The organism is Clostridioides sp. ZZV15-6383 (assembly GCF_020657735.1).
Lineage (GTDB): Bacteria > Bacillota > Clostridia > Peptostreptococcales > Peptostreptococcaceae > Clostridioides > Clostridioides difficile_D.
The window spans coordinates 62,772-89,715 of record NZ_JAGWCV010000001.1 but is presented as its reverse complement, the minus strand read 5'-3'; the positions used below and the strand labels follow the sequence as shown (position 1 = coordinate 89,715).

Here is a 26,944-nt window from a genome sequence, read left to right as displayed (position 1 = left end):
TAATGAATAAAAATTTAAAAAAATTAACAACATGTATACTTGCACTTGCTATAATTCCTTTAAACTATTCAAGTGTTTTTGCTGAGAATTATTTAATTAAAACGTTTAATAAGTCAATTCAGGGGAAAACTTTGAGACGAGCTCATTATATTACAATAACTTATGACGAAAATGGAGCTACTGGTGGAACAATAAACAAAGCAGATTATTCTTCTGGAACTATTGCACCTGGTGCAGTAATAAGTGGTCCACAAGTATATGACATTGATGATATTGACAACTCTATGTTAGCAGTAAGTACAAATCTTATAAGACCAAATTACCATGCTGGAGGGTGGAGTCTTTCAAGTGATCATCTATCTAGTACCACTAGCCCATATGCAGATGGGACGGTTATAATTTCAACTGATATTACAAATGATATAACTTTGTATGCCGCTTGGTTCCCAAATTTTATACAAGTGAATTACTATGGAAATGGGAATGATTCAGGTAGTGTACCATTAGATTCAAAAAAGTATAATAATAATGAGAAGCTAACAATTAAGGGGAATGAAGGTAATCTTAAAAAAACAAATTATAAACTTGTAAGATGGAATACAAAAGCTGATGGTACAGGAAAATCATATGAATTAAATTCGGATTTTAATGTTAATTTAACACAATTTAGTGATCTTAATATAAATCTTTATGCACAATGGGAGTATGATTTACAATTGGATGGAAATGGAGGAGCAGGTACAACTCCAGACTTACCAAAGCCGGGAGAAGACAATAAATTTCCAGGTCAAGGTGGACTTGTTAATGGTGATGAAGAATTTATAGGGTGGAATACAAAAGAAGATGGAAGTGGAACGTCTTTCAAAGAAGGTGACCCTATTCCGCCAAATATCGCAGGGAATACAATATATGCGCAATGGGGATATAAATTAGATTATAACTTAAATGGAGGCTCAGGAACTATACCAGAAGAAAAACATAAAAAAGGTACTGAAGTAACTGTTACAAGTCAGATACCATCTAAATCTGGGGCAATATTTAAGGGATGGAACACAAAAAATGATGGTAAAGGTATTTCATACAAAGATGGGGATAAATTTAATCTTACAAAAAACACAACTTTATATGCACAATGGAAAGAGCAGTGTAGAGTAACATATGATAAAAATGGAAGTACTGGAACAGCTCCAGTAGACAATAATACATATGGAGAGGGCGATGAAGTTACTGTACTTGGAGACAATGGTTTAGTAGCACCTGCTGGTAAAAGTGGAAATTTCTACTGGAGCACAAAAGCAGATGGTACAGGTAGCAGATATAAAGATGGAGAGAAGTTTAATATAAAAGATAAAAACACGACTCTTTATGCATTTTGGACAGACAAATGTAGAGTTAAATACGATAGTAATGGTGGACAAGGTGATGTACCAGAAGATGAACTACTTGACAAGAATACTAGTGCAACTGTAAAAGGAAATACAGGAAATCTTAATAGAGATGGATATAAATTTATAGGATGGAATACAAAACAAGATGGGAGTGGGATTTCATATAAAGGAGATGGAAGTGATACTCTTAATGTTGATGATAATATAGTACTTTATGCTCAGTGGGAAAAGATACCTGATAATCAAGGTGGTAATAACAATTCAGGTGGAAATAACAATGGAAACAGTGGTGGAAGTAGTAGTGGTGGAAGTGGTGGTTCATCCACTGATACAACTAGCCCATCAGTAGAAAATTTAACAGGTAATGACAGATATGAAACTGCTACAAGAATAAGTAAAAGAGGTTTTGAGTCAGCTGAAAATGTAATACTAGTAAATAGTACATCAATCCCAGATGCCTTATCAGCAACTCCATTTTCATATATTAAAAATGCACCTATTTTATTAACTGAAAAGGATAAATTAAATGTAAATACAGAAGAAGAGATAAAAAGATTAAAAGCAAAAAATATTTATATAATGGGTGGAGAAAATACAATAAGCTCTGATTTAGAAAAAGAATTAAAATTAAAAGGTTTTACTATTATAAGAATAGGTGGAGTAGATAGATATTCAACTTCTCTAAGAATTGCTAAAGAAATAGATAAAATAGTAGATTTAGAAAAAGTATTTGTAGCTAATGGAGAGGCTGGACTAGCAGATGCTATAAGTGTTGGTGGTATTTCAGCACAAAATAAAGCTCCAATAATTCTTACAAATATAAAAAATGACATAACTCCTATTAAAAAATTTATAGATGATGAAGAAATATCAAAATCTTATATTATAGGAGGAGAAACTTCTTTGCCAAAATCTATAGAAAAACAATTTCCAAATCCAAAGAGAATAGGCGGAGAAGATAGAAATAAAACAAATTCAAAAGTAATAGAAGAGTTTTATAAAGATAAAGAATTAAGAAATCTTTATGTAACAAAAAATGGAATCCTAAGAGAAAATGATTTAATAGATGCTTTAACAGTAGGTGTTTTAGCAGGTAAAAATAAATCACCAGTAATGATTGTAGAAAAATCACTTGATGAATCTCAAAAAAACTTAGTTAAGAGTAAGAAATTTGATAAGATAACTAAGGTAGGAGGAAATGGAAATGAAGATGTGTTTGATGAGATAAAGAAATTAGTAAAATAGTATAATCTAAATATATATAGAAAACCAGAAAACAAGATATTAAAAAGTGAGGTGAACACTATGTCAAATTATATATTAACATTACAATTAAAAACAGAAAAGTTTCAAGAAGATATTATATATAATACTTTTAATAAGTATAGAAAAGTATATAATTCATGTTTATCAGAGCTATTTAAAAGATATAACCACATGATAGAATCTAAGGAGCATCAAGCAAATTGTAAATATAAGGGTAAAGATAGAAGTAGAATATTTAATGATATTAATAAGAAATATAATTTAACAGAGTATTCACTTCATAATTTAGTAATAATAAAGAATAATGACAACTATGCTCAAAGAGCAATTCAAGATAAAATAAAGTATTGTAGAATATTTAAGAAATAAAAGGACAAATTGGTTTAGGTAATGTAGGTATAGATATTGGAACTCAAACTATAGCTATATCTAGTAAATGTGATGTTAAGTTATTGGAGTTAGCTCCTAATGTTAATAATATAGATAGGTTAAAAGAATTAAAATTAAATGGTTATAAATTTAATATCTAGTATGGGGATATAAAAACTATATAGGTTGAGAAACGAGCCTAATATTAACGTTAATGGTGTCGACAGATACTTTGTTAATAAAAGTCTTAGGGAATATGATTAGTGATAATATGTTGTAGGTTATGATTTATTATAACTGAGAGTATTGTAGAAATTCATGTAGTACCTAAGAACCCCACACCTTTAGGCGTGGGAGTTTCAGATATAATAGTTGTGAATATACTTTCCTCGAGTATATTATTAAATTAGCTCATATTATTAATTTAAAAGTTTGTGTTGAGGGCATAGAGTCTTATGAAGAATATGATATAGTAAAAAGTCTAGGTGTAGATATTATTCAAGGATTTTTATTTGGAAGACCTGTAAATGCCTCTGAATTTTATAAACTAACTATTATATACTTTTACTCCAAATTTAGAGATTATTTCACTAGCTTGTTTAACATCTTCCTTAGTGGCATCAGGAACATATTTTAGTTCATAATCAATACCTAGATTTTCCCATTTGTGTATTCCCATAGAATGGTATGGTAGTAATTCAAATCTTTCAACATTTTTTAATGTAGCTACAAATTGACCTAGTTTTTCTAAATTATCTACATCATCAGTAAAGCCAGGAACTAAAACATGTCTTATCCATACAGGAATATTTCTTGATTCTAAGTGTCTAGCAAGTTTTAACGCTTTATCCATACCAACACCAGTCAAATCAATAGATTTTTCTTCAACCATATGTTTTAAATCAAGCAAAACCAAATCAGTATTGTCTAAAACTGGGTCTATAGTTTCTATATCTACAAATCCAGATGTATCTAAGCAAGTGTGTATATCATTTTCTTTTGCCTTTTTAAATAATTCACTTAAAAATTCTGGCTGAAGAGTAGACTCTCCACCAGAGGCAGTTATACCTCCACCAGAAAACTTCATAAAAGAAGTATACTTAAGAGCATCCGTTATTATTTCATCAACTGTATATTCTTTTCCTGATTTAATATCCCATGTATCCCTGTTATGACAGTATTTGCATCTAAGAGGACACCCCTGAAAAAATAATATATATCTTATTCCTGGTCCATCTACAGTACCAAAAGTTTCTATGGAATGTATCTTTCCCTTAATCATAGAGTTCACCTCACAATATATTTTAATAACCTTATTAATAGTTATAATATTTCTCTAAAAAAGGCCATCTTATACCAGAAATAATTCAAATATAAGATAGCCTTTTATTTTTATTTTCTACACAGTAGTAATCTTAGTTAAAGTATAAAAATTTAAAGACTAAGCCATTTTACCGTGGAATGTTCTGTTTATAACATCTAATTGTTGTTCTTTAGTTAATTTTATGAAGTTAACAGCATATCCAGATACTCTTATAGTTAATTGTGGATATTCTTCTGGATGTTCCATAGCATCTTCTAAAGTAGCTCTATCAAATACATTTACATTTAAGTGATGAGCATTTTGAGAGAAGTATCCATCCATCATTGCAGAAAGATTATTTATTCTTTCAGTCATATCTTTTCCTAAAGCAGCAGGTACTATAGAGAAAGTATTAGATATACCATCTTGAGCATGCTCATATGGTAATTTAGCAACTGAAGATAATGAAGCTAAAGCACCATTAGTGTCTCTACCATGCATTGGGTTAGCACCAGGAGCAAATGGAGCACCAGCTCTTCTACCATCTGGTGTATTACCAGTTTTCTTACCATAAACAACATTTGAAGTTATTGTAAGTATAGATTGAGTTGGATAAGAATTTCTATAAGTTTTATTCTTTCTTATTTTATTCATAAAGCTTTCAACTAACTCTACAGCTATACTGTCAACTCTATCATCATTGTTTCCGTATTTTGGATAATCTCCTTCTATTTCAAAATCAACAGCTATTCCTTGTTCATTTCTAATAGTTTTAACCTTAGCATGTTTTATAGCAGATAATGAGTCTGCACAAACTGATAATCCAGCCATACCACAAGCCATAGTTCTAAATATATCTCTATCATGTAATGCCATTTCTAATGCTTCATAAGAATATTTATCGTGCATATAATGTATTACATTTAAAGTATTTACATATAATGTTGCTAACCAATCAGTGAATGGTTCAAATTTACTCATAACTTCATCATAATCTAAGTACTCAGAAGTTATAGGTTCAAATCTTGGTCCAACCTGAACACCAGATTTTTCATCTACACCACCATTTATAGCGTATAATAAAGTTTTAGCTAAGTTAACTCTAGCTCCGAAGAACTGCATTTGTTTACCAATTCTCATTGCAGATACACAACAAGCTATACCATAGTCATCTCCCCAGTATGCTCTCATTAAGTCATCATTTTCATACTGTACTGAACTTGTATCTATAGATACTTTAGAACAGAAATCTTTGAATCCTTGAGGTAGTTTAGTTGACCATAGAACTGTTAAGTTTGGTTCTGGAGAAGGTCCTAATGTATATAGAGTATTTAACATTCTAAATGAGTTTTTAGTAACTAATGTTCTACCATCTATTCCCATACCTCCTATGCACTCAGTTACCCAAGTTGGGTCTCCAGAGAATAGGTTATTGTAATCAGGAGTTCTTAGGAATTTAACCATTCTTAATTTCATAACAAAATGGTCCATATACTCTTGTAATTCTTCTTCTGTTACGATTCCAGCTTTTAAATCTCTTTCAAAGTATATATCTAAGAAAGTAGATGTTCTACCTAAAGACATAGCAGCACCATTTTGGTCTTTAACAGCACCTAAATAACCAAAGTATAACCATTGTACAGCTTCTTTTGAGTTAGTTGCTGGTTTTGATATATCAAATCCATAAGACTTGGCCATCTTTTTAAGTTCATTTAAAGCTGATATTTGCTCAGTTATTTCTTCTCTTAATCTGATAACTTCTTCATCCATGCAAGAAACTTCTAATGATTTCTTTTGCTCATTTTTATCTTCTATTAAAGCATCAACACCATATAGAGCAACTCTTCTGTAGTCACCAATTATTCTTCCTCTACCATAAGCATCTGGAAGACCTGTTATTATACCTGATTTTCTAGCAGCTCTCATTTCTGGAGTATAAACATCAAAAACTCCTTGGTTGTGTGTTTTTCTGTATTTAGTAAATATATCTTTTATTTCTGGGTCTAATTCATATCCAAAAGCTTCGCATGAATTCTCAACCATCTTGATACCACCATATGGCATAACAGCTCTTTTTAAAGGGGCATCCGTTTGTAACCCAACTATTGTTTCTAATCCTTTATCTAAATATCCTGGAGCATATGCAGCTATTCCAGAAACAGTTTTTGTATCAACATCTAAAGTACCACCATTTTCTCTTTCTTTTTTAAATAAGACCATTGCTTTGTCCCATAATTTTTTAGTGTTTTCAGTAGCACCAGCTAAGAAAGAGTCATTTCCTTCATATGGAGAATAGTTTAATTGTATAAATTCTCTAACGTTTATTTCTTTAGTCCATCTTCCTGTTTTAAATCCTTGCCATGCATTCATTAAGTGTTTCCTCCTTAGATTTAAATGATAAATAATACTATTAAAATTAATTTTTATATACTTAATTTATTTTATATATTTTTTTAAAAATATATTTTCTAATATAATAATAACATATTATTCGTATCCTGTATACACAAAAAATAAAAAATTGTCGTTTTAAAGTGTAAAACAAATTATATGTTAATAATGTGATGAAATTATACCCATATATAAATGAAATGAAACAAATAAATAACTAATTAATAGGAATGTATTTCTTTATTTTGGGTTTAGAATAAATAAATCTTATTATAGAAAAAAGAAAAAGCATACATCTTTACAAATTGAATATTTATTTAATAGGGGGAGGTGATATATTGTTTATCACAGTGATATTATTTTTAGTAGGTTTTCTATTAATTACTAAAGGCGCAGATATCTTTATAAATTGTACTGTAGAGATAGGGAGAAAAACGAATATATCAGAAATTATACTTGGAGCAACTATAGTTAGTTTTGCGACAACATTACCTGAATTTACAGTGTCTTTGCTTGCTTCTATTGATGGGCACACTACTATGAGTTTAGGAAATGCAGTTGGTTCTATAATATGTAATACAGGATTAGCATTAGGGTTGGTTGTTTTTCTAAGTCCATTTAATGTAGATAAAAAAATGTTTTTTTCTAAGTCCTTACTATTAATAGTGTCTGTTATAGTTTTAATTTTATTGAGTTTAGATGGAGTTATAACAAGAGGGGATTCATTATTACTTATAATAATATTAATCTTTTATATGGTTAATAATTATAGAAGTGTCGTTGGGAAATCCAATACTAAAAATAGAAATATCAAAAATGACGCTATTAAAGATATATCTACTAAAAAAGGTAAAAATTATAGAGGTTTTTCTGTAGTAGAAATTGTGAAAATACTATTACTTTTTGCTACAGGTTTGATAATGATGATAATAGGCTCACAAATCCTTATAGAGAGTGGAGTGAGAATAGCTAGCTTTTTAAATATACCTCAAGGTATAGTAAGTTTGACTATAATAGCACTTGGAACTTCTCTGCCAGAAATAGTTTCATCAATTACTGCTATAAGAAAAAATCATCATGAAATATCAGTAGGGAATATTTTGGGTGCAAACATATTAAATATAGTGTCAGTAATAGCTATATCAGCAATACCAAATAACATACCAATACTATCTCAAAATAGACAACTAGATATACCATTTATGATATTGTTGCTATTAATAGTAATAATACCAACACTTAAATCGAATAGACTTAGCAGAATACAAGGAATATTGATGTTATTCACATATTTTCTGTACATATCAATTTTGTATTTTATGTATATTATTTAACTAAACTGTTTAAAATATTAATTGCAGAATATCCTAAAAAAGTGTATAATGGATAGGTTAAGATTAATTGATAACGGAGAGGAATAATATATGAATATAACAAAGTTTGAAGATTTACCAATAAGTGAGGGAATAAAAAAAGCGATAGCTGAAATGGGGTTTGAAGAACCATCTCCTATACAAGCACAGTCTATACCTGCGATTTTGTCAGGTAAAGACGTTATAGGCCAAGCTCAAACTGGTACGGGAAAAACAGCCGCTTTTAGTATACCTATACTAGAAACAATAGACCCAAATAATAGAAGTTTACAAGCTGTAGTACTTTGTCCAACAAGAGAGCTTGCAATACAAGTATCAACAGAAATAAGAAAACTAGCTAAGTATTCGTACGGAATAAAGACATTACCTATATATGGTGGTCAACCAATAGATAGACAAATAAAATCTCTAAAGAGTGGTGTGCAAGTTGTAATAGGTACACCTGGACGTACAATAGACCATATAAATCGTAAAACATTAAAAATGGATAATGTAAAAATGATTATATTAGACGAAGCAGATGAAATGCTAGATATGGGATTTAGAGAAGATATAGAGATGATTTTAAGTAAGATTCCAGAAGAAAGACAAACAACTTTCTTTTCAGCTACTATGCCAAGAGGAATTTTAGAATTGACTAAGAGATATCAAAAAGACCCAGAACATATAAAAGTTGTTAGAAAAGAACTTACAGTTTCAAATACAAAACAATACTATATAGAAACTAGGTCATCAAATAAATTAGAAGTATTATGTAGATTAGTTGATGTGTATGACCCTAAATTATCTGTTGTTTTCTGTAATACTAAGAGAAAAGCAGATGAATTGGTAGGAGATTTACAAGCAAGAGGATATTTTGCAGATGCATTACATGGTGATTTAAAGCAGACTCAAAGAGATATAGTAATGGATAAGTTTAGAAATGGTACAATAGATATACTTGTTGCTACTGATGTTGCAGCTAGAGGTATAGATGTTGATGATGTTGAATGTGTATTCAATTATGATTTACCACAAGATGAAGAGTATTATGTTCATAGAATTGGTAGAACTGGTCGTGCTGGTAGAGAAGGTATGTCATTTACTTTTGTATTTGGAAAAGAAATGAGAAAGATGAAAGATATAGAAAGATATACTAAATCTAAATTAATAAAGCATAATATACCAACAATAACTGATGTTGAAGAGAAAAAAGTAGGTACTTTCTTTGCACAAGTTAAACAAACTATAGAAGAAGGACATTTAACTAAACAATTACAATGGTTAGAAAGTTTCTGTAATGAAGAAGACTATGCAATGGTTGATATAGCTGCTGCACTTGTGAAGCTATCTCTAGGTGAAGAAATGAAGGAAGAAATAATAGAAGAAAGACCTAGAAGAGAATATGGAGATAGAAAAGGTGGAACTGGAGCTAAAGATGGTATGATTAGATTGTTTATCAATATTGGTAGAAATCAAAGAGTACAAGCCAAAGATATAGTTGGTGCTATAGCTGGAGAAGTTGGAATACCAGGTAAAGTAGTAGGTACTATAGATATATATGATAAATATACTTTTGTTGAAATACCTAAAAAAGATGCAAAAACAGTAATTGAAAAGATGAAAGACATTAAGATAAAAGGTAATAAGATTAATATAGAAAAAGCAAATAAAAAGAAAAAATAATGTATAGTATACAAAAATATATAAAATAGTATATTGGATATTTAAAAAGCCTGATGTGTTTACAAAACAGATAGTAGATAATCTGTAAGAGTTAACAGCATAAGGCTTTTCTTGTTTTATATACTGTAGTTTTGAATATATAAAATTTAATAAATTATGGTATATATATTAATTTTTAATAAGGTAAGAAAATAGAAAGAAGGATATTTTATGGATATAATAAAAAAATTAAGTCATGGATGTACATTAGATTGCTATGATTGTTGTAAATTTAATGTTTACACTAAAGGAAATAATGTAATAAAAATTGAAGGGGATAAAAATCATCCTTACACAAAAGGTTTTATATGCAAAAAAGGGATGGCTCATTTAGATAGATTAAATCATAAGGATAGGATAAAGACTCCTATGCTTAAAGTTGATGGAGTATGGAAAGAGATTTCTTTTGATAAGGCTCTAGAAATAATGGCAGAAAAACTTACATACTATAAAGAAAAGTATACATCAAAGTCTGTCATGCATTATGACCAATATGGAAGTGGGTCTGTATTAAAATACATAGGAGATATATTTTTTAATTTTTACGGAGGTGTTAGCAGACATAAGGGTGGTCCATGTTGGAGTGCAGGGATGCATGCTCAAAAGTATGATTTTGGAGTAGCTAAGGGTCATTCTATAGAAGATATGTTAAATAGTAAAAGCATATTTGTGTGGGGAAAAAATCCAGCATATACTACAATTCATACTATGCAAATAATTAAAAAAGCTAAAGAAAAAGGTATAAAGATAGTAGTGGTTGACCCTATATATACAAAAACAGCTCAAATAGCAGATAAATACATACAGGTAAATCCTGGAACAGATGGGGCTTTAGCTATAGCTATGGCAAAAATTATAGTAGAAGATAAATTATATGATGAAGAATATATAAACTCATATGTTATTGGTTTTGAAGAGTATAAAAAATATTTATGTTCATTGGAATTAAGTTTTTTAATTGATGAATGTGGTGTTAAAGAGAATGATATAAGAGAATTAGTTGCTTTATATACTAACAAATATTCGAGTATAAACATTGGATATGGGCTTCAAAAATATAAAAATGGTGGAAATACAATAAGAGCTATAGATGCTTTAGGAGCTATAACTGGTCAAATCGGATTTAGTGGTGGAGGGGTAAACTATGCTAATAAAGTTTATCCAAGTGTTATAAATTCTGACCCTTACAATAGCCAATCATATGGTGAAGATAGGGAGTTTTATGTAAGTAATATCAGTAAATTTATAGAAGAATCTTTAAAAAATACATCAAATAAAATAAATTATGTATCAGATGAACTTAATAGGGCATTAAATAAAGTGAATCATGTATCAGATGAACTTGATACAACATCAAATAAAACAGATTATATATCAAATGAATTGTATAATTTATCTAATAAGTCAATCAAAGATAATATTCCTATAAAGATGGCTGTGATAACTAAAAGTAATATGCTGAATCAACTGCCAGATTTAGTAGAATTGGAGAGGGTGTTTTCAAAAATTGAATTTAAAGTATGTTTTGATTTGTTTATGACTGATACAGCTACTTTATGTGACCTGTTTATACCTTGTACAAATACACTAGAGAGTGAAGATATAATTTATAGCTCAATGGCTAATCCATATATAACCTATAATGAAAGAGCAGTAAAGCCAGCACATAAATTGATGGATGAATATTACTTCTTTATGGAACTAGCTAAAAAGATGGGAATAAAAAATTATCCATTTGTAGAGAAGAAAGAATATCTAGAGAAAGTGATTGAACCACTTAAACATTTTGATAAAAACATAGATATAGAAAAACTTAAAAATAGTTATTTTACTATACATAATCCTGTTGCTTGGGAGGATAAGAAGTTTGAGACTCCATCTGGAAAATACGAGCTTTATTCAGAAAGGATAAAAAATTTGGGAATAAGTCCAACACCAGTATATATAAGTAATAAACCTAAAAAAATAGAAGAGAAAAATGAAAATATTTCTTTTAGATTATTAACTAATCATCATGCAGATACTTTATTTAGCCAACATTTTATGGATAAAGAATCTATAGCTCAAGCATATATAAATCAAAGCATGGCTAAAAAAATAGGTATTAAGGATAAAGATATTGTGATGTTAAGGTCAAAAAAATCAAAATTAAATGTACAAATAAGTATAGATGATGGAGTAGGTAATTATATAGTAAAAATGTATGTTGGTTGGTGGAAGAAACATGGGAATCCTAATAGTTTGACAGATACTGGTATATCAGATTTTGGTGGTCAGGTAACATATAATGAAAGCATGGTAGAAATAATACGACAAAACTAGTTAAATTTCATTGAAGGAATAGAAATACAATTATAGAATTGATTAAAAGTTACTATTTTTACAAAACTATTGAAGGAGGGATTTTGATGGTAAATTATTCCTTAGAACATAAGAATCTATACATAGAATTTATGTGCTCAGAACTAGACCACCATGTAGCCAATGAAATAAGGGAAGAAATAGATAACTTATTAAGTGTAAATCAAGTTAAAAATGTTGTATTTAATTTTGAAAATATTAATTTTATGGATTCTTCAGGTATAGGTGTCATCATAGGTAGATATAAAAAGATTTCTAATGAAGGGGGACGAGTTTCAGTAATTAATATAAGTTCACGAGTTAAGAAGATTTTTGATTTATCTGGGTTAAATAAAATTATTGGCATTTATGATACGTATGAAGAAGCTCTAAGTTCTTTGTAGGGAGGAGTATGTGATGAATAATATTATGGAAGTTAAATTTTCGGCAATATCTGAAAATGAAAGTTTAGCAAGAGTTATAGTAGCATCCTTTGCAGCTAAGTTAGACCCAACAGTAGATGAATTAGTAGATATAAAAACTGCTGTCTCTGAGGCTGTTACAAATGCTATAATACATGGATATGAAGAGGACAGTTCTAAGTTTGTTTTCTTAAGATGTGAGATAGAAGGAAATACTATAAAGATTATAGTTGAAGATGAAGGGTATGGAATAGAAAATGTGGAGAAGGCAATGGAACCACTTTATACATCAAAACCAGAACTTGATAGATCAGGAATGGGATTCACAGTAATGAAAAGCTTTATGGACGATGTAGAGGTAAGTTCTGTAAAAGATAATGGGACTAGAATTGAAATGACTAAAAAAATAAATGTGCCTAAATAAAGTCCAAAAGTGAGGTTTTATTATGGAAGTAACTGTTGCCAGAGAAGAAAAAAAACCTCTTCTTAGTCATGAAGAGACTCTAGAACTTATTGAAAAAGTTCAAAATGGAGATGAAGAGGCAAAAGAAATATTAATATCAAGCAATTTAGGTCTAGTTAGGAGCGTTGTATCTAGATTTTTAAATATAGGATATGATAGAGAAGATTTATTTCAGTTAGGTTCTATAGGCTTAATAAAATCAATATATAAATTTGACCCAAAATTTAATGTAAAATTCTCTACTTATGCAGTACCAATGATTTTAGGTGAAATAAAGAGATACTTAAGAGATGATGGTATGATAAAAGTATCAAGGTCTTTAAAGCAAATAGCTGTAAAGGCAAAGATGGAAAGTGAAGCTTTAACCAAAAAATTAGGTAGAGAACCGAGTATAGAAGAATTAGCTAAAGCAATAGATGTAGAAAAAGAAGATTTAGTAATGGCTATGGAAGCTAATTTCAACGTTGAGTATTTGCAAGGAGTTATTCATGAAGAGGAAGGTTCTCCAATATGTCTTATTGATAAAATAAGCATGAAAGGAGAAAGTGAAGAAGAAAAAGTAGTGGATAATATATTGTTAAAAGACATACTTGGAAGATTAGATAAGAGAGAACGCCAAATAATAGTTCTCAGATACTTTGAAGATATGACTCAAAGTGAAATAGGAGAAATGCTTAATATATCACAGGTTCAAGTATCTAGGATAGAGAAAAAAGTGTTGTCTAAGTTAAAAGAATATATATCATGAGAGTACTTATGATATGTAGAATAACAAGGATGTGTAGAATAACAAAAAATAATAAAGGTATTACTAAAATAAGTTGTAATAACTTTTTATGTTAAGTTTTTAAATTATTAATAAAAAATAATAAAAATAAGGTGTCTTTATGAGAAAATAAATTTTTTCTTTATCAGGCATCTTTTTTATTTTTTGACAAAACTTTAAACAGTCAAAATAAATAATAGGTTTATTTTTTTAAAATTAACAAATAATACTTTAGAGAGGTGTTTAGTATGGATAAAAATTATAAAAAATATGTAGACCAAATAAGCCCAAAACCTACATATTTAAAAAACTATACACTTGCATTTATTGTAGGTGGAATTATTTGTATGATAGGGCAAGCAATAAATGATTTATACATGAAAGTAGGAGGTCTTGATAAATTAGGTGCTAGTTCTGCAACATCAATAACACTAATATTTATAGGGGCATTTTTAACTGGGCTAGGAGTTTATGACCTAATAGGAAAAAGAGCTGGAGCTGGTTCTATAATTCCAATAACAGGTTTTGCTAACTCTATAGTATCTCCAGCAATGGAGTATAAAAGAGAAGGTTATGTGTTAGGTGTAGGTGCAAACTTATTTAAAATTGCAGGGCCAGTTTTAGTTTATGGTATAGGCTCTTCTATTTTATGTGGAATTATTTATTATATTTTTAAGATGTTTTAGAGGAGTATTATTTAATTTAAATTTTATTAATTACAAAGAAGCTATAAAAGGTAAAGAATAACTATGAAAGTAGTTAATTAGACAATAAACATGCAGATTTTAATTAATATTAAAAAATTAAATAGTAAAATGCAAAATTAAAAAGGTGTGAAAATATGAAAAATAAAAGAATTGGAAAAAGAACAGTCAAGTTAGAAAATAAACCAACAATAATATCAACTGGAACTATAGTTGGTCCTAAGGAAGGTGAAGGGCCACTAAAGGATTATTTTGATATGATTATGACTGACGATTTATATGGTGAAAAAACTTGGGAATTAGCTGAAAGTAAAATGGTAGAAACTGCATCTCAAAAAGCTATACAAAAGGCAGGAAAGAAACTGACAGATGTAAATTATATGCTAGGTGGAGATTTAATAAATCAAATAGTACCAGCATCATTTGCAGCAAGAGAATTAGCCATTCCATTTTTAGGTATATATGGAGCTTGTTCTACAATGGCAGAAGGTCTTTGTATAGGTTCTATGCTTATAGATGGTGGTTTTGCAGATTTAGTACTATCAGGTACATCAAGCCATTATTGTACAGCAGAAAGACAGTTTAGATTTCCACTAGAACTTGGAAATCAAAAGCCAATGACAGCTCAATGGACAGTTACAGGAGCAGGAAGTGTATTATTAGCTTCTAATGGAGAAGGTCCAAAGGTGAAGTATGTTACAGTTGGTAAAGTAATAGATAAAGGTATTGATGATGGTAATAATATGGGACCAGCTATGGCTCCAGCAGCAATAGATACCATATATTCTTATTTTGAAGACACGAATGATGACCCAAATAGCTTTGATATAATTGCTACTGGAGATTTAGGTACTCTTGGAAAGCAGATAACAGAAGACTTTTTAAAAGAAAAGGGCGTAGATATATCAAAATGTTATACTGACTGTGGTATAGAAATGTTTAATCTTAAAGAACAAGATGTCCATTGTGGTGGAAGTGGATGTGGATGTTCAGCTACAGTATTTGCAGGATATATATATGAGAAGTTGAGAAAAAAAGAATTTAACAAAGTAATGCTTGTATCAACAGGAGCACTACTTTCACCAACAAGTACACTACAAAAGCAGACAATACCATGTGTTGCACATGCAGTAGTAATAGTAAACGAGTAGGAAGTGATATATATGTTAATGGACTATGTAAGAGTATTTATTGTAGGTGGAATTATATGTTTAATAGCCCAAGTAATGATGGATTATTTTAAAATGCAAACTCCATATGTTATGGTAACATATGTAACAACTGGTGTAGTTTTAACTTTTCTAGGTCTTTACGAGCCATTAGTTAAGTTTGCATCAGCAGGTGCAACAGTTCCTATAATAGGATTTGGTTATTCACTTGCTAAAGGGGTAATAAAGTCAATTCAAAGTGATGGATTTTTAGGTATTTTTCTAGGAGGTACAACTGCTACAGCTGGTGGAATAGCCGCAGCTATATTTTTTGGCTATCTTATGTCAGTAGTATTTACTCCAAAAGCAAAACCATAAATATAACTTAATAGAATAATAAATTTTTATAAAATGGAGTTGACTTAAATTTGATTTTTTCTAATCAAATTTTAAGTTCAACTCCATTTTTAGATTTTTAGATGCTATTTTTTATTATTTCTTTTTTAATTAATACCTTAAATTTTAATATAATCTCTTATTCTTTCTTCTGTGGTATCCATCTCAAATTCTTCATTTAACAATACATTGTTTATCCTATTTTTTAACTCTATTCAAAAACTAGTATCATTATCAAATAATAATATATCTATTCATAACAATTCACCATTTACAATAAAAATTGAAAATCAAGAAAAATAATAGTTTTCATATATTTACATAATATAAACCTTTTATACTACATCAATAAAAATTTTACTTTTGTAGTGTTTTTAAAAAATAATTATTTTCATATAATATCTTTATTATTCATATATAATTTATTTATTGTTTTCATATAATCTCATTACTATTCTCATATGACTTATTTATTAGTTTAATAATGTATTTCAAAATAAACTTTTAAATTAATGTATTTTCAAATATTTTAATTTTTATATTTTTTGCAAGATATTATTCCTATTTTACAAATGTAATAACTAATTTTGAATATATGTTGTCAAAATTCAAAAAAAATCATCCTTAATAAGTGCGAGAGGGGTGATTATATGAAAAAATCTTTTTATGAACTAATTATTTCATCAAGAAGAAATTCAGTAGAGGATTTACAAGAAATTTTATTTACTTTTGAGCCATTACTGAAAAAACTTAGTAAATTTTTACATTATGAAGAAGGGAATACAGATTTAATAATATTTTTTATTGAACTACTAAAAAAAATGGATTTAGAAAAATTTAATATGAAAAATGACGGTGTAATAGTCAAATATATTCATAAATCATTGCTTAATAAAACCTTTGAGTTGTCTAAAAAATATTCTAAAACAAAATTTAAATTTGTAGAATTTGATGAAAATATATTGAATATTAATATTCAGTTAGATAAATGTTGTTTTGAAGAAAGTATTTGTTTCTATGAATACATTTTTAAAGAATTATTTGGCATTCAAAGGAAAGTTATTTTTTATAAATATCTAAAAGGCTATTCTGACAAAGAAATATCTATGAAATTAAAGATATCAAGACAAGCTGTTAATAAGGCTAAAAATAGAGCCTTTAAAAAAATAAAAAATGATTATAAAAAATATTTAAATGTATAGATAAAGAATTTTTGAAACTAACATTAACACAAAGTTTGTATTACATTTAAAAATTTTTTATAGGATAAAAGCAAAAAAATATTTTGAAATATATAAAATAATAGAGAGAATAAATACCAAATTTTAATAGTTAATTTAACCAATAGACTAAAATGATATAGAAGATATATATAAAAACCTAAATTAGATTTACATACTTGTATCAAAGTACGTTTTTATTTAATGGAAGAGCAAGTTAACTAACCAAATATCTTCAAATTAAAATATTGGCAAGTGAATAGATATGAAAACTTAAATTATAAAAGGCTTGATATGAATATATTTTTATAAAGTGTTCTATCTAGTAAGGAGATTTACCAATAAAAAGGTGAGCTACAATGAGTCCACAGTAGTTCACCTTTTTTATGTTTTTACAGTAACAGAATATTTTAATACTTATAACATATGAATTAAACAAAATTGTCTTTTAAATCATTTAAATTAATGTATTTTTAAATAATTTTATTTTATATTTTTTACAATTATAATGCTTAATTTCTAATACATGTTGTCAAAATTCAAAAAAAGTCATCATTATAACTATAAGAGAGGTGATTATATGAAAAGTCCTTTTATGAATTAATTATTTTATCAAAAAGTAATTCAGTAAATGATTTACAAGAATTTTTATTTGTTTTGAGACACTATTGAAAAAAGTTAGTTAATTAAAAAAACATTCTAAAGAAAAGTTTTAATTTATAGAATATTATGGAAATATAATGTATCTTAATGCTTATTTAGAAAAAACAGAGATTTTAAGGAAATAAAAAGGAGTTGTTATAATGGAAGGTGAGATTTTGAAATTAGCATCAACGCAAGGTATATGGTCTGTTTTAAGTATTTTTTTAATTTTTTATATAATAAAAACACAAAAAATATTTGATGAAAGGCAAAGCAATAGAGAAAATAATTATCAAATTTTAATAAAGGATTTAACTGATAGATTAAAAGTTACAGAAAAAATATATAAAGAAATAAAAAATATTAAAAAAATATAAAATAGGTTTACAGATTTCTATAAGATAACCTCTTTATATAATAGAAGAGTCAATTAACTAGTTGAGTGTCTTTAGATTAAAATGTTAGGAAGTGAGTTAAATATGAAAACTTAAATCATAAAAAATTAATATTAATTTATTTTTTTAAATAGAAAGGAGTTGTTATAACAGAAAGTGATATTTTGAAATTAGCATCAACACAAGAAGTGTATAAGATTTATTTTCAAAGTTTAAAACAAGAAAATCAATTTAAAGTAGGCTTAAAACATGGATACTTTATTTAATTAATGAGTTATTATTTGGAGATGTGAAAATTTTAACAATATAAAGCCAAATGATATACTTTACTTTATCAAAAATAATAATACGAGGAGGTTCTTATGCCTTTAATATCTAGAACAGAGTTAATACTACTAGCATTTAGCGTTAAAGCAAAAGAAGATGAGTATAAAACTATATTAAACAATTTAGATGAATATAATAAGTTAGTTACAAACAATAGTGAGGAAAAATATCTACAATTAAAAAAATTAAGTGAATCAATTGATGTTTTCATGAAGAAATATGAGAATTCAAGTAGAAATAAAGCACTCTCTGATTTAAAAGAAGATATATCAGAGGAAGTAATCCTCATTAAAAATTCAAATACAAGTCCTGTAGAAAAGAATTTACATTTTGTATGGATAGGAGGAGAAGTCAGTGATGTTGCTCTTGAATATATAAAGCAATGGACTGATATTAATGCAGAATATAGTACTAAACTATGGTATGATGGCGAAGCATTTTTAGTTAATACACTAAAAAAGGCTATAGTTGAGTCTTCTACCATTGAAGCATTACAGTTATTAGAAAAAGATATTCAAGATCCTCAATTTGATTATATGCTATTTTACCAAAAAAGAATGGAATTTATATATGATAGACAAAAGAGATTCATAGCTTATTATAAATCTGAAATCAATAAACCTACAGTACCTACAATAGATGATATTATAAAGTCTCATCTAGTAGATGAATATAGTAAAGACGCAGGTGTACTAGAATCCTATAGAACAAATTCTTTGAAAAAAATAAATAGTAACAATGGGATAGATATCAGATCTAATAACTTGTTTACAGAACAAGAGTTATTAAGTATTTATAATCAGGAATTGTTAAATCATGGAAATCTAGCTGCAGCATCTGATGTAGTAAGATTATTAGTCTTAAAGAAATTTGGAGGAGTATATTTAGATGTTGATATGCTTCCAGGTATACAATCTGATTTATTTCAGACAATATCTAGACCTGATTCTATAGCATCAGACACTTGGGAACAGATAAAATTAGAGGCTATTATGAAGTATAAGAAATATATAAATAATTATACATCAGCAAATTTTGATAAACTTGATCAACAATTAAAAGATAAATTTAAAATCATTATAGAAAGTAAAAGTGAAAAATCAGAGATATTTTCCAAGTTAGGAAATTTAAATTTATCTGATATTGACCTTAAAGCAACTTTCGTTTTCAGCAGTGTTATAAATCAAGGATTGATATCAAAAAAAGATTCATATCTTACCAACCTAGTAATAGAACAAATAAAAAACAGATATCAAATTTTAAATAAACACCTTAACCCAGCTATAGAATCTGGCACTAACTTCTCTGAGACGAATACAATTTTCAATAAGTCATTAGCTAATTCAGAGCTTCAAAAAAACTATACATTTTTAAATAAAATATCAAGATATTTAGAAGTAGGTTTTATGCCAGGTGCTACCTCTACAATAAGTTTAAGTGGTCCAGGAGCTTACGTAACAGCTTACTATGATTTTATGGAATTCCAAGAAAACACTGTAGAAGCAGGTGTATTAAAACCAGGCATAATGGAATTTAAATTCCCAGCAGATAGTATATCCCAACTTACAGAACAGGAAACAGATAGTTTATGGAGACTTAAGCATGCAGATGTAAAATATGAATTTGAGAAATATGTAAGAGATTATACTCAAGGCTCTCTTTCTGAAGATAGTGGAATAGATTTTAATAAAAATACTATTATTAACAAAAGCTATTTATTAAATGATAAAATTCCATCAAATAATATAAAAGAAACTGGAAGTAAAAATTATGTTCACTATATCATACAACTACAAGGAGATGATATAAGTTACGAATCAGCATGTAATCTATTTTCTAAAAATCCTGAAAATAGCATTATAATACAACGAAATATGAATGAAAGTGCAAAAAGTTACTTTTTAAGTGATGATGGAAAATCTATTTTAGAATTAAATAAATATAGAATACCTGAAAGGTTAAAAAATAAGGAAAAAATAAAAGTAACCTTTATTGGACATGGTAAAGACGAATTTAACACAAACGAATTTGCTAAATTAAGTGTGGATTCACTTTCTAATGAGATAAGTTCATTTTTAGATATCATAAAATTAGATATATCGCCTAAAAGTGTAGAAGTAAACCTGCTTGGATGTAATATGTTTAGTTATGATGTTAATATTGGAGAAACTTATCCTGGCAAATTACTATTAAGAATCATGGACAAAATTACTTCCACTTTACCTAGTGTAAATAAAGATTCTATTACTATAGGAGCAAATCAATATGAAGTAAGGATTAATAGCAAGGGAAGGAAAGAACTACTGGCTCATTCAGGTAAATGGGTAAATAAAGAGGAAGCTATTATGAGGGATTTATCTAGTAAAGAATATATCTTCCTAGATCCGATAGATAATAAACTAAAAGCAAAATCTAAAAATATTCCAAAATTAGCATCAATATCAGAGGATATAAAAACATTGTTACTTGATACAAGTATTAATCCTGATGTGAAATCTATCTTAAGTAATCTTAAACTTGATGTTGAGTCCTCTATTGGAGATCATATTTATTATGAAAAATTAGAACCTGTTAGAAATATAATTCACAACTCTATAGATGATTTAATAAATGAGTTCAATCTACTTGAAAATGTATCTGATGAATTACATGAATTAAAAAAATTAAATAATTTAGATGATAGGTATTTAATATCTTTTGAAGATATCTTAAAAAATAATTCAACTTACTCTGTAAGATTTATTAACAAAAGTAATGGTGAATCAGTTTATGTACAGACAGAAAAAGAAATTTTTTCAGAATATAGCGAGCATATTACAAAAGAGATAAGTACTATAAAAAATAGTATAGTTGCAGATGTTAATGGTAATTTAATATATAATGTAGAATTAGACCATGTATCTCAAGTTAATACATTAAATGCAGCATTTTTTATTCAATCATTAATAGATTATAGTAGTAATAAAGATGTATTAAATGGTTTAAGTACTTCAGTTAAGGTTCAACTCTATGCTCAACTATTTAGTACAGGGTTAAACACTATATATGACTCTATCCAATTATTAAACTTAATATCAAATGCAGTAAATGAGACTATAAATGTACTACCTACTATAACAGAGGGGATACCTATTGTATCTACTATATTAGATGGAGTAAACCTAGGTGCAGCAATTAAGGAATTATTAGACGAACATGACCCATTGCTAAAAAAAGAGCTAGAGGCTAAGGTAGGTGTTTTGGCAGTAAATATGTCACTATCTATTGCTGCAACAATATCTTCAATTATTGGAATAGGTGCTGAATTTACTATTTTCTTATTACCTATAGCTGGTATATCTGCAGGAATACCTTCATTAGTTAATAATGAATTAATATTACATGATAAGGCAACTTCAGTAGTAAACTATTTTAACCATTTGGCTGAATCTAAAAAATATGGTCCTTTTAAAACAGAAGATGATAAAATTTTAGTTCCTATTGATGATTTAGTAATATCAGAAGTAGATTTTAATACTAATGCAATAAAATTAGGAACATGTAATATATTATCAATGGAGGGTGGCTCAGGACACACAGTAACTGGTAATATAGACCACTTTTTCTCATCTCCATATATAAATTCTTATATTCCTCCATTATCAGTTTATTCTGCAATAGGTATGCAAACAGAAAATTTAGATTTTTCAAAAAAATTAATGATGTTACCTAATGCTCCTTCAAGATTATTTTGGTGGGAAACTGGAGCAGTTCCAGGTTTAAGGTCATTAGAAAATAATGGAACTAAATTACTTGATTCAATAAGAGATTTAAATCCAGGCAAATTTTACTGGAGATTCTATGCATTTTTCGATTTTGCAATAACTACATTAAAACCAGTGTATGAAGATACAAATGTTAAAATTAAATTAGATAAAGATACTAGAAACTTCATAATGCCAACTATAACTACTGACGAAATTAGAAACAAATTATCTTATTCATTTGAGGGAGCAGGAGGAACTTACTCTTTATTATTATCTTCATATCCAATATCAACGAATATAAATTTATCTAAAGATGATTTATGGATATTTAATATTGATAATGAAGTAAGAGAAATATCTATAGAAAACGGAACTATTAAAAAAGGAAACTTAAGAAAAGATGTTTTAAGTAAAATTGATATAAATAAAAATAAACTTATTATAGGTAATCAAACAATAGATTTTTCAGGGGATATAGACAATAAAGAGAGATATATATTCTTGACTTGTGAGTTAGACGATAAAATTAGCTTAATGATAGAAGTAAACCTTGTTGCAAAATCTTATAGTTTATTATTGTCTGGAGATAAAGATTATTTGATATCTAATTTATCTAATACTATTGAGAAAATTAATATTCTAGGTCTAGATGTTAAGAATATAGCGTACAATTACACTGATGAATCTAATAATAAATATTTTGGAGCTATATCTAGAACAAGCCAAAAAAGCATAATACATTATAAAAAAGACAATAAAAATATATTAGAATCTTATAATGGCAGTACACTAGAGTTTAACAGTAAAGACTTTGTTGCAGAGAATATAAATGTATTTATAAAAGATGATATTAATACTATAACAGGAAAATACTATGTTGATAATAATACTGATAAAAGTATAGAGTTCTCTATTTCCTTAATAGGTAAAAATAAAGTAAAAGTAAATGGATTATATTTAGATGAATCTGTATACTTATCTTTCCTTGATTTTGTAAAAAATTCAGATGGAAACTACAATACTTCTAATTTTATGAACTTATTTTTGGATAAGATACAGTTCTGGAAATTATTTGGAGTTAAGAATATAAACTTTGTAGTTGATAAATACTTTGTTCTTAATGGAAAAACTAATCTTGGATATGTAGAATTTATTTGTGACAATAATAAAAATATAGACATATATTTTGGGCAATGGAAAACAGCAGCATCTAAAAGCTCTATATTTAGTGGAAATGGTAAAAACCTTGTAGTAGAACCTATATACAATATTGATACAGGTGAAGATATATCTACTTCACTAGATTTTTCTTATGAACCTCTATATGGAATAGATAGATACATCAATAAAATATTGATTGCCCCTAATTTATATACAAGTTTAATAAATATTAAAACTAATTATTATTCAAATGATTACTACCCTGAGATTATAGTTCTTAACCCTAATACATTCCACAAAAAAGTAAATATAAATTTGGATAGTTCTTCTTTTGAGTATGAATGGTCTACAGAAGGATGTGACTTTATTTTATCTAGATATTTAGAAGAAAGTAATAAAAAAATATTACAAAAAATAAGACTTAAAGATATTTTATCTAACGTTCAGTCATTTAATAAAATGAGTATAGATTTTAAAGATATTAAAGACTTATCTTTAGAATATATAATGAGTAATTTTAAATCATTTAATTCTGAAAATGAATTAGATAGAGACCATTTAGGGTTTAAAACAATAGGTAATAAAACTTATTACTATAATGAAGTTAGTAAATTGGTTAAAGGATTAATCAATATAAATAATTCATTATTCTACTTTGATCCTATAGAATCTAACTTAGTAACTGGATGGAAAACTATAAGTGGTAAAAAATATTATTTTGATATCAATAGCGGTGCAGCTTATACTGGTTATAAAACCATTAGTGGTAGACACAATTATTTTGGTAGTGATGGTGTAATGAAGATAGGTGTATTTAAAGGACCAAACGGATTTGAGTATTTTGCTCCTGCTAATACGGCTAGTAACACAGAAGGTCAAGCTATAAATTATCAAAATAAATTCTTAACTTTTAATGGAAATCTACACTATTTCAACTCTAGTTCAAAAGCAGTAACTGGATGGCAAACTATTGATGGTAAGAAATACTACTTTAGCCCTAGTACCAGCATTGCTGTAGTCGGATTACAAGTAATTGATAACAATAAGTATTATTTCAATCCTGACACTGCTATCATCTCAAAAGGTTGGCAGACTATTAATGGTAGTAGATACTATTTTGATACTGATACAGCTATTGCTTTTACTGGTTATAAAACTATTGATGGTAAACATTTTTATTTTGATAGTGATTGTATAATGAAAATAGGTGTATTTAGTGGCTCTAATGGATTTGAATATTTTGCACCTGCTAATACTTATAATAATAACCTAGAAGGTCAGGCTATAGTTTACCAAAATAAATTTTTAACTATAAATGGCAAAAAATATTACTTTGATAATAACTCAAAAGCAGTAACTGGATGGCAAACAATTGATGGTAAAAAATATTACTTTAATCCTAATACTGCTATTGCAGCTACTGGATGGCAAACAATTGATGGTAAAAAGTATTACTTTAATCCTAATACTGCTGTTGCAGTAACTGGATGGCAAACTATTGATAGTAAAAAATATTATTTTAATCCTAACACTTCCATAGCCTCAATTGGTTATACTATTATTAATAGTGACCATTTTTATTTTAATGATAGTGGTATTATACAGTTAGGTGTGTTTAAAGGACCTAATGGATTTGAATACTTTGCCCCTGCGAATACTTCTAACAATAACATAGAAGGTCGAGCTATACTTTATCAAAATAAATTTTTAAATTTTGATGGTAATATATATTACTTTGGTAGCAACTCAAAAGCAGTAACTGGATGGCAAACTATTGATGGTAAAAAATATTACTTTAATCCGAATAATGCTACTGCTACAACTCATCTATATACTATTAATAATGACAAGTATTATTTTAGCCATGATGGAGTTCTTCAAAATGGATATATTACGATTGAAAGAAATAATTTCTATTTTGATGTTAATAACAATTCTAAAATGGTAACAGGAGTATTTAAAGGACCTAATGGATTTGAGTATTTTGCACCTGCTAATACTTATAATAATAACATAGAAGGTCAGGCTATAGTTTACCAAAATAAATTCTTAAATTTGAATGGTAAAAAATATTACTTTAACAATAACTCAAAAGCAGTTACTGAGTGGAAAACTATTGATGGCAAAAAGTATTACTTTAATCCTAATACTGCTGCTGCAGTAACTGGATGGCAAACTATTGATGATAAGAAGTATTACTTTAATACTAGTACTGCTGTTGCAGTAACTGGATGGCAAACTATTGACGGAAAAAAACACTACTTTAATCCTAACACTGCTGTAATTTCAACTGGTTATACAATTATAGGTGGTAAACATTTTTATTTTAATAATGATGGCATTATACAATCAGGAGTATTTAAAGGACCTGATGGATTTGAGTACTTTGCACCTGCTAATACTTCTAATAATAACCTAGAAGGTCAAGCTATACTTTACCAAAATAAATTTTTAACTATAAATGGTAAAAAATATTATTTTGAAAGTAACTCAAAAGCAGTAACTGGATGGAAAACTATTGATAGTAAAAAATATTATTTTAATCCTAACACTGCTGTTGCAGTAACTGGATGGCAAACAATTGATGGTAAGAAGTATTACTTTAATCCTAACACTTTCATAGTTTCAACTGGTTATACAATTATAGATGGTAAACATTTTTATTTTAATAATGATGGTATTATGCAGACAGGTGTGTTTAAAGGACCTGATGGATTTGAATACTTTGCACCTGCTAATACTTCTAATAATAACTTAGAAGGTCAAGCTATATTTTACGCAAATAAATTTTTAACTTTAGATGGTAAAAAATATTACTTTGAAAGTAACTCAAAAGCAGTAACTGGATGGAAAACTGTTGATAGTAAAAAATATTATTTTAATCCTAATACTGCTGTTGCAGTAACTGGATGGCAAACTATTGATGGTAAGAAGTATTACTTTGAGCCTAATACAGCTATAGGTGCAAATGGTTATAAAATTATTGATAATAAAAACTTTTACTTTGAAAATGGTTTACCTCAGATAGGTGTGTTTAAAGGACCTAATGGATTTGAATACTTTGCACCTGCTAATACTTCTAACAATAACATAGAAGGTCAGTCTATACGTTATCAAAATAAATTTTTAATTTTAAATGGTAAAAAATATTACTTTGGTAATAATTCAAAAGCATTTACTGGATGGCAAGCTATCAATGGTAATCTATATTACTTTATACCAGAGACTGCTATAGCTGCAGCTGGAGGATATTTCGTTATTGATGGTATTAGATATTACTTTGATAATGATGGTATAGGTGGTAAAGTACATCTTTGATAAAAAATGATTTATCTAATTAATATTAAAATTTAGATGTTTAAAAATCCTGTGTTATTATGATACAGGATTTTTATTTAAATAATATTTTTACTATATTAA

General features: G+C 27.8%; 16 protein-coding genes and 1 pseudogene. 15 read left to right on the top strand and 2 right to left on the bottom strand.

Annotated elements, in window-relative coordinates; translation table 11 throughout:
* The first annotated feature begins 2 nt into the window (after positions 1-2).
* The 3 genes and pseudogenes from KGF42_RS00370 to KGF42_RS19745 form a co-directional block, all read left to right on the top strand.
* The gene (locus KGF42_RS00370) at positions 3-2,633 is read left to right on the top strand and encodes a cell wall-binding repeat-containing protein (protein ID WP_227825499.1); all 2,631 of its coding nucleotides are present in this window, start codon (positions 3-5) and stop codon (positions 2,631-2,633) included.
* 60 nt (positions 2,634-2,693) lie between these two features.
* Positions 2,694-3,023 (top strand): hypothetical protein, encoded by a 330-nt coding sequence (locus KGF42_RS00365; RefSeq protein WP_227820715.1) that lies wholly within the window; start codon positions 2,694-2,696, stop codon positions 3,021-3,023.
* Between the two features lie 364 nt (positions 3,024-3,387).
* Positions 3,388-3,579: pseudogene (locus KGF42_RS19745) on the top strand (EAL domain-containing protein); the annotation flags it as partial.
* Here KGF42_RS19745 and pflA read toward each other — a convergent pair.
* Positions 3,571-4,305: a pyruvate formate-lyase-activating protein gene (gene pflA, locus KGF42_RS00355; protein ID WP_227820714.1), complete on the bottom strand. Its 735-nt coding sequence runs from the start codon at positions 4,303-4,305 to the stop codon at positions 3,571-3,573. The pseudogene KGF42_RS19745 and the gene pflA overlap by 9 nt on opposite strands.
* Positions 4,306-4,464: 159 nt before the next feature.
* Entirely contained in the window at positions 4,465-6,696 is a 2,232-nt protein-coding gene (gene pflB / locus KGF42_RS00350; RefSeq protein ID WP_107595556.1) for a formate C-acetyltransferase, read from the bottom strand.
* Between the two features lie 359 nt (positions 6,697-7,055).
* Here pflB and KGF42_RS00345 point away from each other — a divergent pair, with 359 nt between their 5' ends.
* The 12 genes from KGF42_RS00345 (at position 7,056) to KGF42_RS00290 (ending at position 26,842) form a co-directional block, all read left to right on the top strand.
* Entirely contained in the window at positions 7,056-8,051 is a 996-nt protein-coding gene (locus KGF42_RS00345; protein WP_227820713.1) for a calcium/sodium antiporter, read from the top strand.
* A gap of 90 nt (positions 8,052-8,141) precedes the next feature.
* On the top strand, positions 8,142-9,755 hold the full coding sequence (locus KGF42_RS00340) for a DEAD/DEAH box helicase (protein ID WP_227820712.1): 1,614 nt from the start codon (positions 8,142-8,144) through the stop codon (positions 9,753-9,755).
* Between the two features lie 210 nt (positions 9,756-9,965).
* Positions 9,966-12,116: a molybdopterin-dependent oxidoreductase gene (locus KGF42_RS00335; RefSeq protein ID WP_227820711.1), complete on the top strand. Its 2,151-nt coding sequence runs from the start codon at positions 9,966-9,968 to the stop codon at positions 12,114-12,116.
* A gap of 86 nt (positions 12,117-12,202) precedes the next feature.
* Positions 12,203-12,538, top strand: coding sequence for an anti-sigma F factor antagonist (spoIIAA, locus tag KGF42_RS00330; protein ID WP_003418414.1), 336 nt, complete (start codon positions 12,203-12,205; stop codon positions 12,536-12,538).
* Between the two features lie 13 nt (positions 12,539-12,551).
* Positions 12,552-12,980: an anti-sigma F factor gene (spoIIAB, locus tag KGF42_RS00325; protein WP_003418415.1), complete on the top strand. Its 429-nt coding sequence runs from the start codon at positions 12,552-12,554 to the stop codon at positions 12,978-12,980.
* A 22-nt stretch (positions 12,981-13,002) separates the two neighbouring features.
* Positions 13,003-13,767, top strand: a complete 765-nt coding sequence (gene sigF, locus KGF42_RS00320) for an RNA polymerase sporulation sigma factor SigF (RefSeq protein ID WP_003418417.1) — start codon at positions 13,003-13,005, stop codon at positions 13,765-13,767.
* Between the two features lie 266 nt (positions 13,768-14,033).
* Positions 14,034-14,471, top strand: coding sequence for a stage V sporulation protein AC (gene spoVAC / locus KGF42_RS00315; protein WP_003418420.1), 438 nt, complete (start codon positions 14,034-14,036; stop codon positions 14,469-14,471).
* Positions 14,472-14,626: 155 nt separating this feature from the next.
* On the top strand, positions 14,627-15,640 hold the full coding sequence (gene spoVAD / locus KGF42_RS00310) for a stage V sporulation protein AD (protein ID WP_107595560.1): 1,014 nt from the start codon (positions 14,627-14,629) through the stop codon (positions 15,638-15,640).
* Between the two features lie 12 nt (positions 15,641-15,652).
* Positions 15,653-16,015, top strand: a complete 363-nt coding sequence (gene spoVAE / locus KGF42_RS00305) for a stage V sporulation protein AE (RefSeq protein ID WP_079739934.1) — start codon at positions 15,653-15,655, stop codon at positions 16,013-16,015.
* A gap of 668 nt (positions 16,016-16,683) precedes the next feature.
* Positions 16,684-17,235, top strand: coding sequence for a sigma factor-like helix-turn-helix DNA-binding protein (locus KGF42_RS00300; RefSeq protein ID WP_227820710.1), 552 nt, complete (start codon positions 16,684-16,686; stop codon positions 17,233-17,235).
* Positions 17,236-18,056: 821 nt separating this feature from the next.
* Positions 18,057-18,272, top strand: a complete 216-nt coding sequence (locus tag KGF42_RS00295; protein ID WP_227820709.1) for a BhlA/UviB family holin-like peptide — start codon at positions 18,057-18,059, stop codon at positions 18,270-18,272.
* Between the two features lie 380 nt (positions 18,273-18,652).
* On the top strand, positions 18,653-26,842 hold the full coding sequence (locus KGF42_RS00290; protein ID WP_227825498.1) for a TcdA/TcdB pore-forming domain-containing protein: 8,190 nt from the start codon (positions 18,653-18,655) through the stop codon (positions 26,840-26,842).
* The last annotated feature ends 102 nt before the right edge of the window (positions 26,843-26,944 follow it).

Bases quoted from the DNA above. Each gene is read 5' to 3' on its own strand.
- KGF42_RS00300 (WP_227820710.1), top strand. From the start codon at position 16,684: ATGAAAAAATCTTTTTATGAACTAATTATTTCATCAAGAAGAAATTCA.
- spoVAD (WP_107595560.1), top strand. From the start codon at position 14,627: ATGAAAAATAAAAGAATTGGAAAAAGAACAGTCAAGTTAGAAAATAAA.
- KGF42_RS00290 (WP_227825498.1), top strand. From the start codon at position 18,653: ATGCCTTTAATATCTAGAACAGAGTTAATACTACTAGCATTTAGCGTT.
- pflB (WP_107595556.1), bottom strand. From the start codon at position 6,696: ATGAATGCATGGCAAGGATTTAAAACAGGAAGATGGACTAAAGAAATA.
- KGF42_RS00295 (WP_227820709.1), top strand. From the start codon at position 18,057: ATGGAAGGTGAGATTTTGAAATTAGCATCAACGCAAGGTATATGGTCT.
- spoVAC (WP_003418420.1), top strand. From the start codon at position 14,034: ATGGATAAAAATTATAAAAAATATGTAGACCAAATAAGCCCAAAACCT.
- KGF42_RS00365 (WP_227820715.1), top strand. From the start codon at position 2,694: ATGTCAAATTATATATTAACATTACAATTAAAAACAGAAAAGTTTCAA.
- spoIIAB (WP_003418415.1), top strand. From the start codon at position 12,552: ATGAATAATATTATGGAAGTTAAATTTTCGGCAATATCTGAAAATGAA.
- KGF42_RS00335 (WP_227820711.1), top strand. From the start codon at position 9,966: ATGGATATAATAAAAAAATTAAGTCATGGATGTACATTAGATTGCTAT.
- sigF (WP_003418417.1), top strand. From the start codon at position 13,003: ATGGAAGTAACTGTTGCCAGAGAAGAAAAAAAACCTCTTCTTAGTCAT.
- KGF42_RS00370 (WP_227825499.1), top strand. From the start codon at position 3: ATGAATAAAAATTTAAAAAAATTAACAACATGTATACTTGCACTTGCT.
- spoVAE (WP_079739934.1), top strand. From the start codon at position 15,653: ATGTTAATGGACTATGTAAGAGTATTTATTGTAGGTGGAATTATATGT.
- KGF42_RS00340 (WP_227820712.1), top strand. From the start codon at position 8,142: ATGAATATAACAAAGTTTGAAGATTTACCAATAAGTGAGGGAATAAAA.
- spoIIAA (WP_003418414.1), top strand. From the start codon at position 12,203: ATGGTAAATTATTCCTTAGAACATAAGAATCTATACATAGAATTTATG.
- pflA (WP_227820714.1), bottom strand. From the start codon at position 4,305: ATGATTAAGGGAAAGATACATTCCATAGAAACTTTTGGTACTGTAGAT.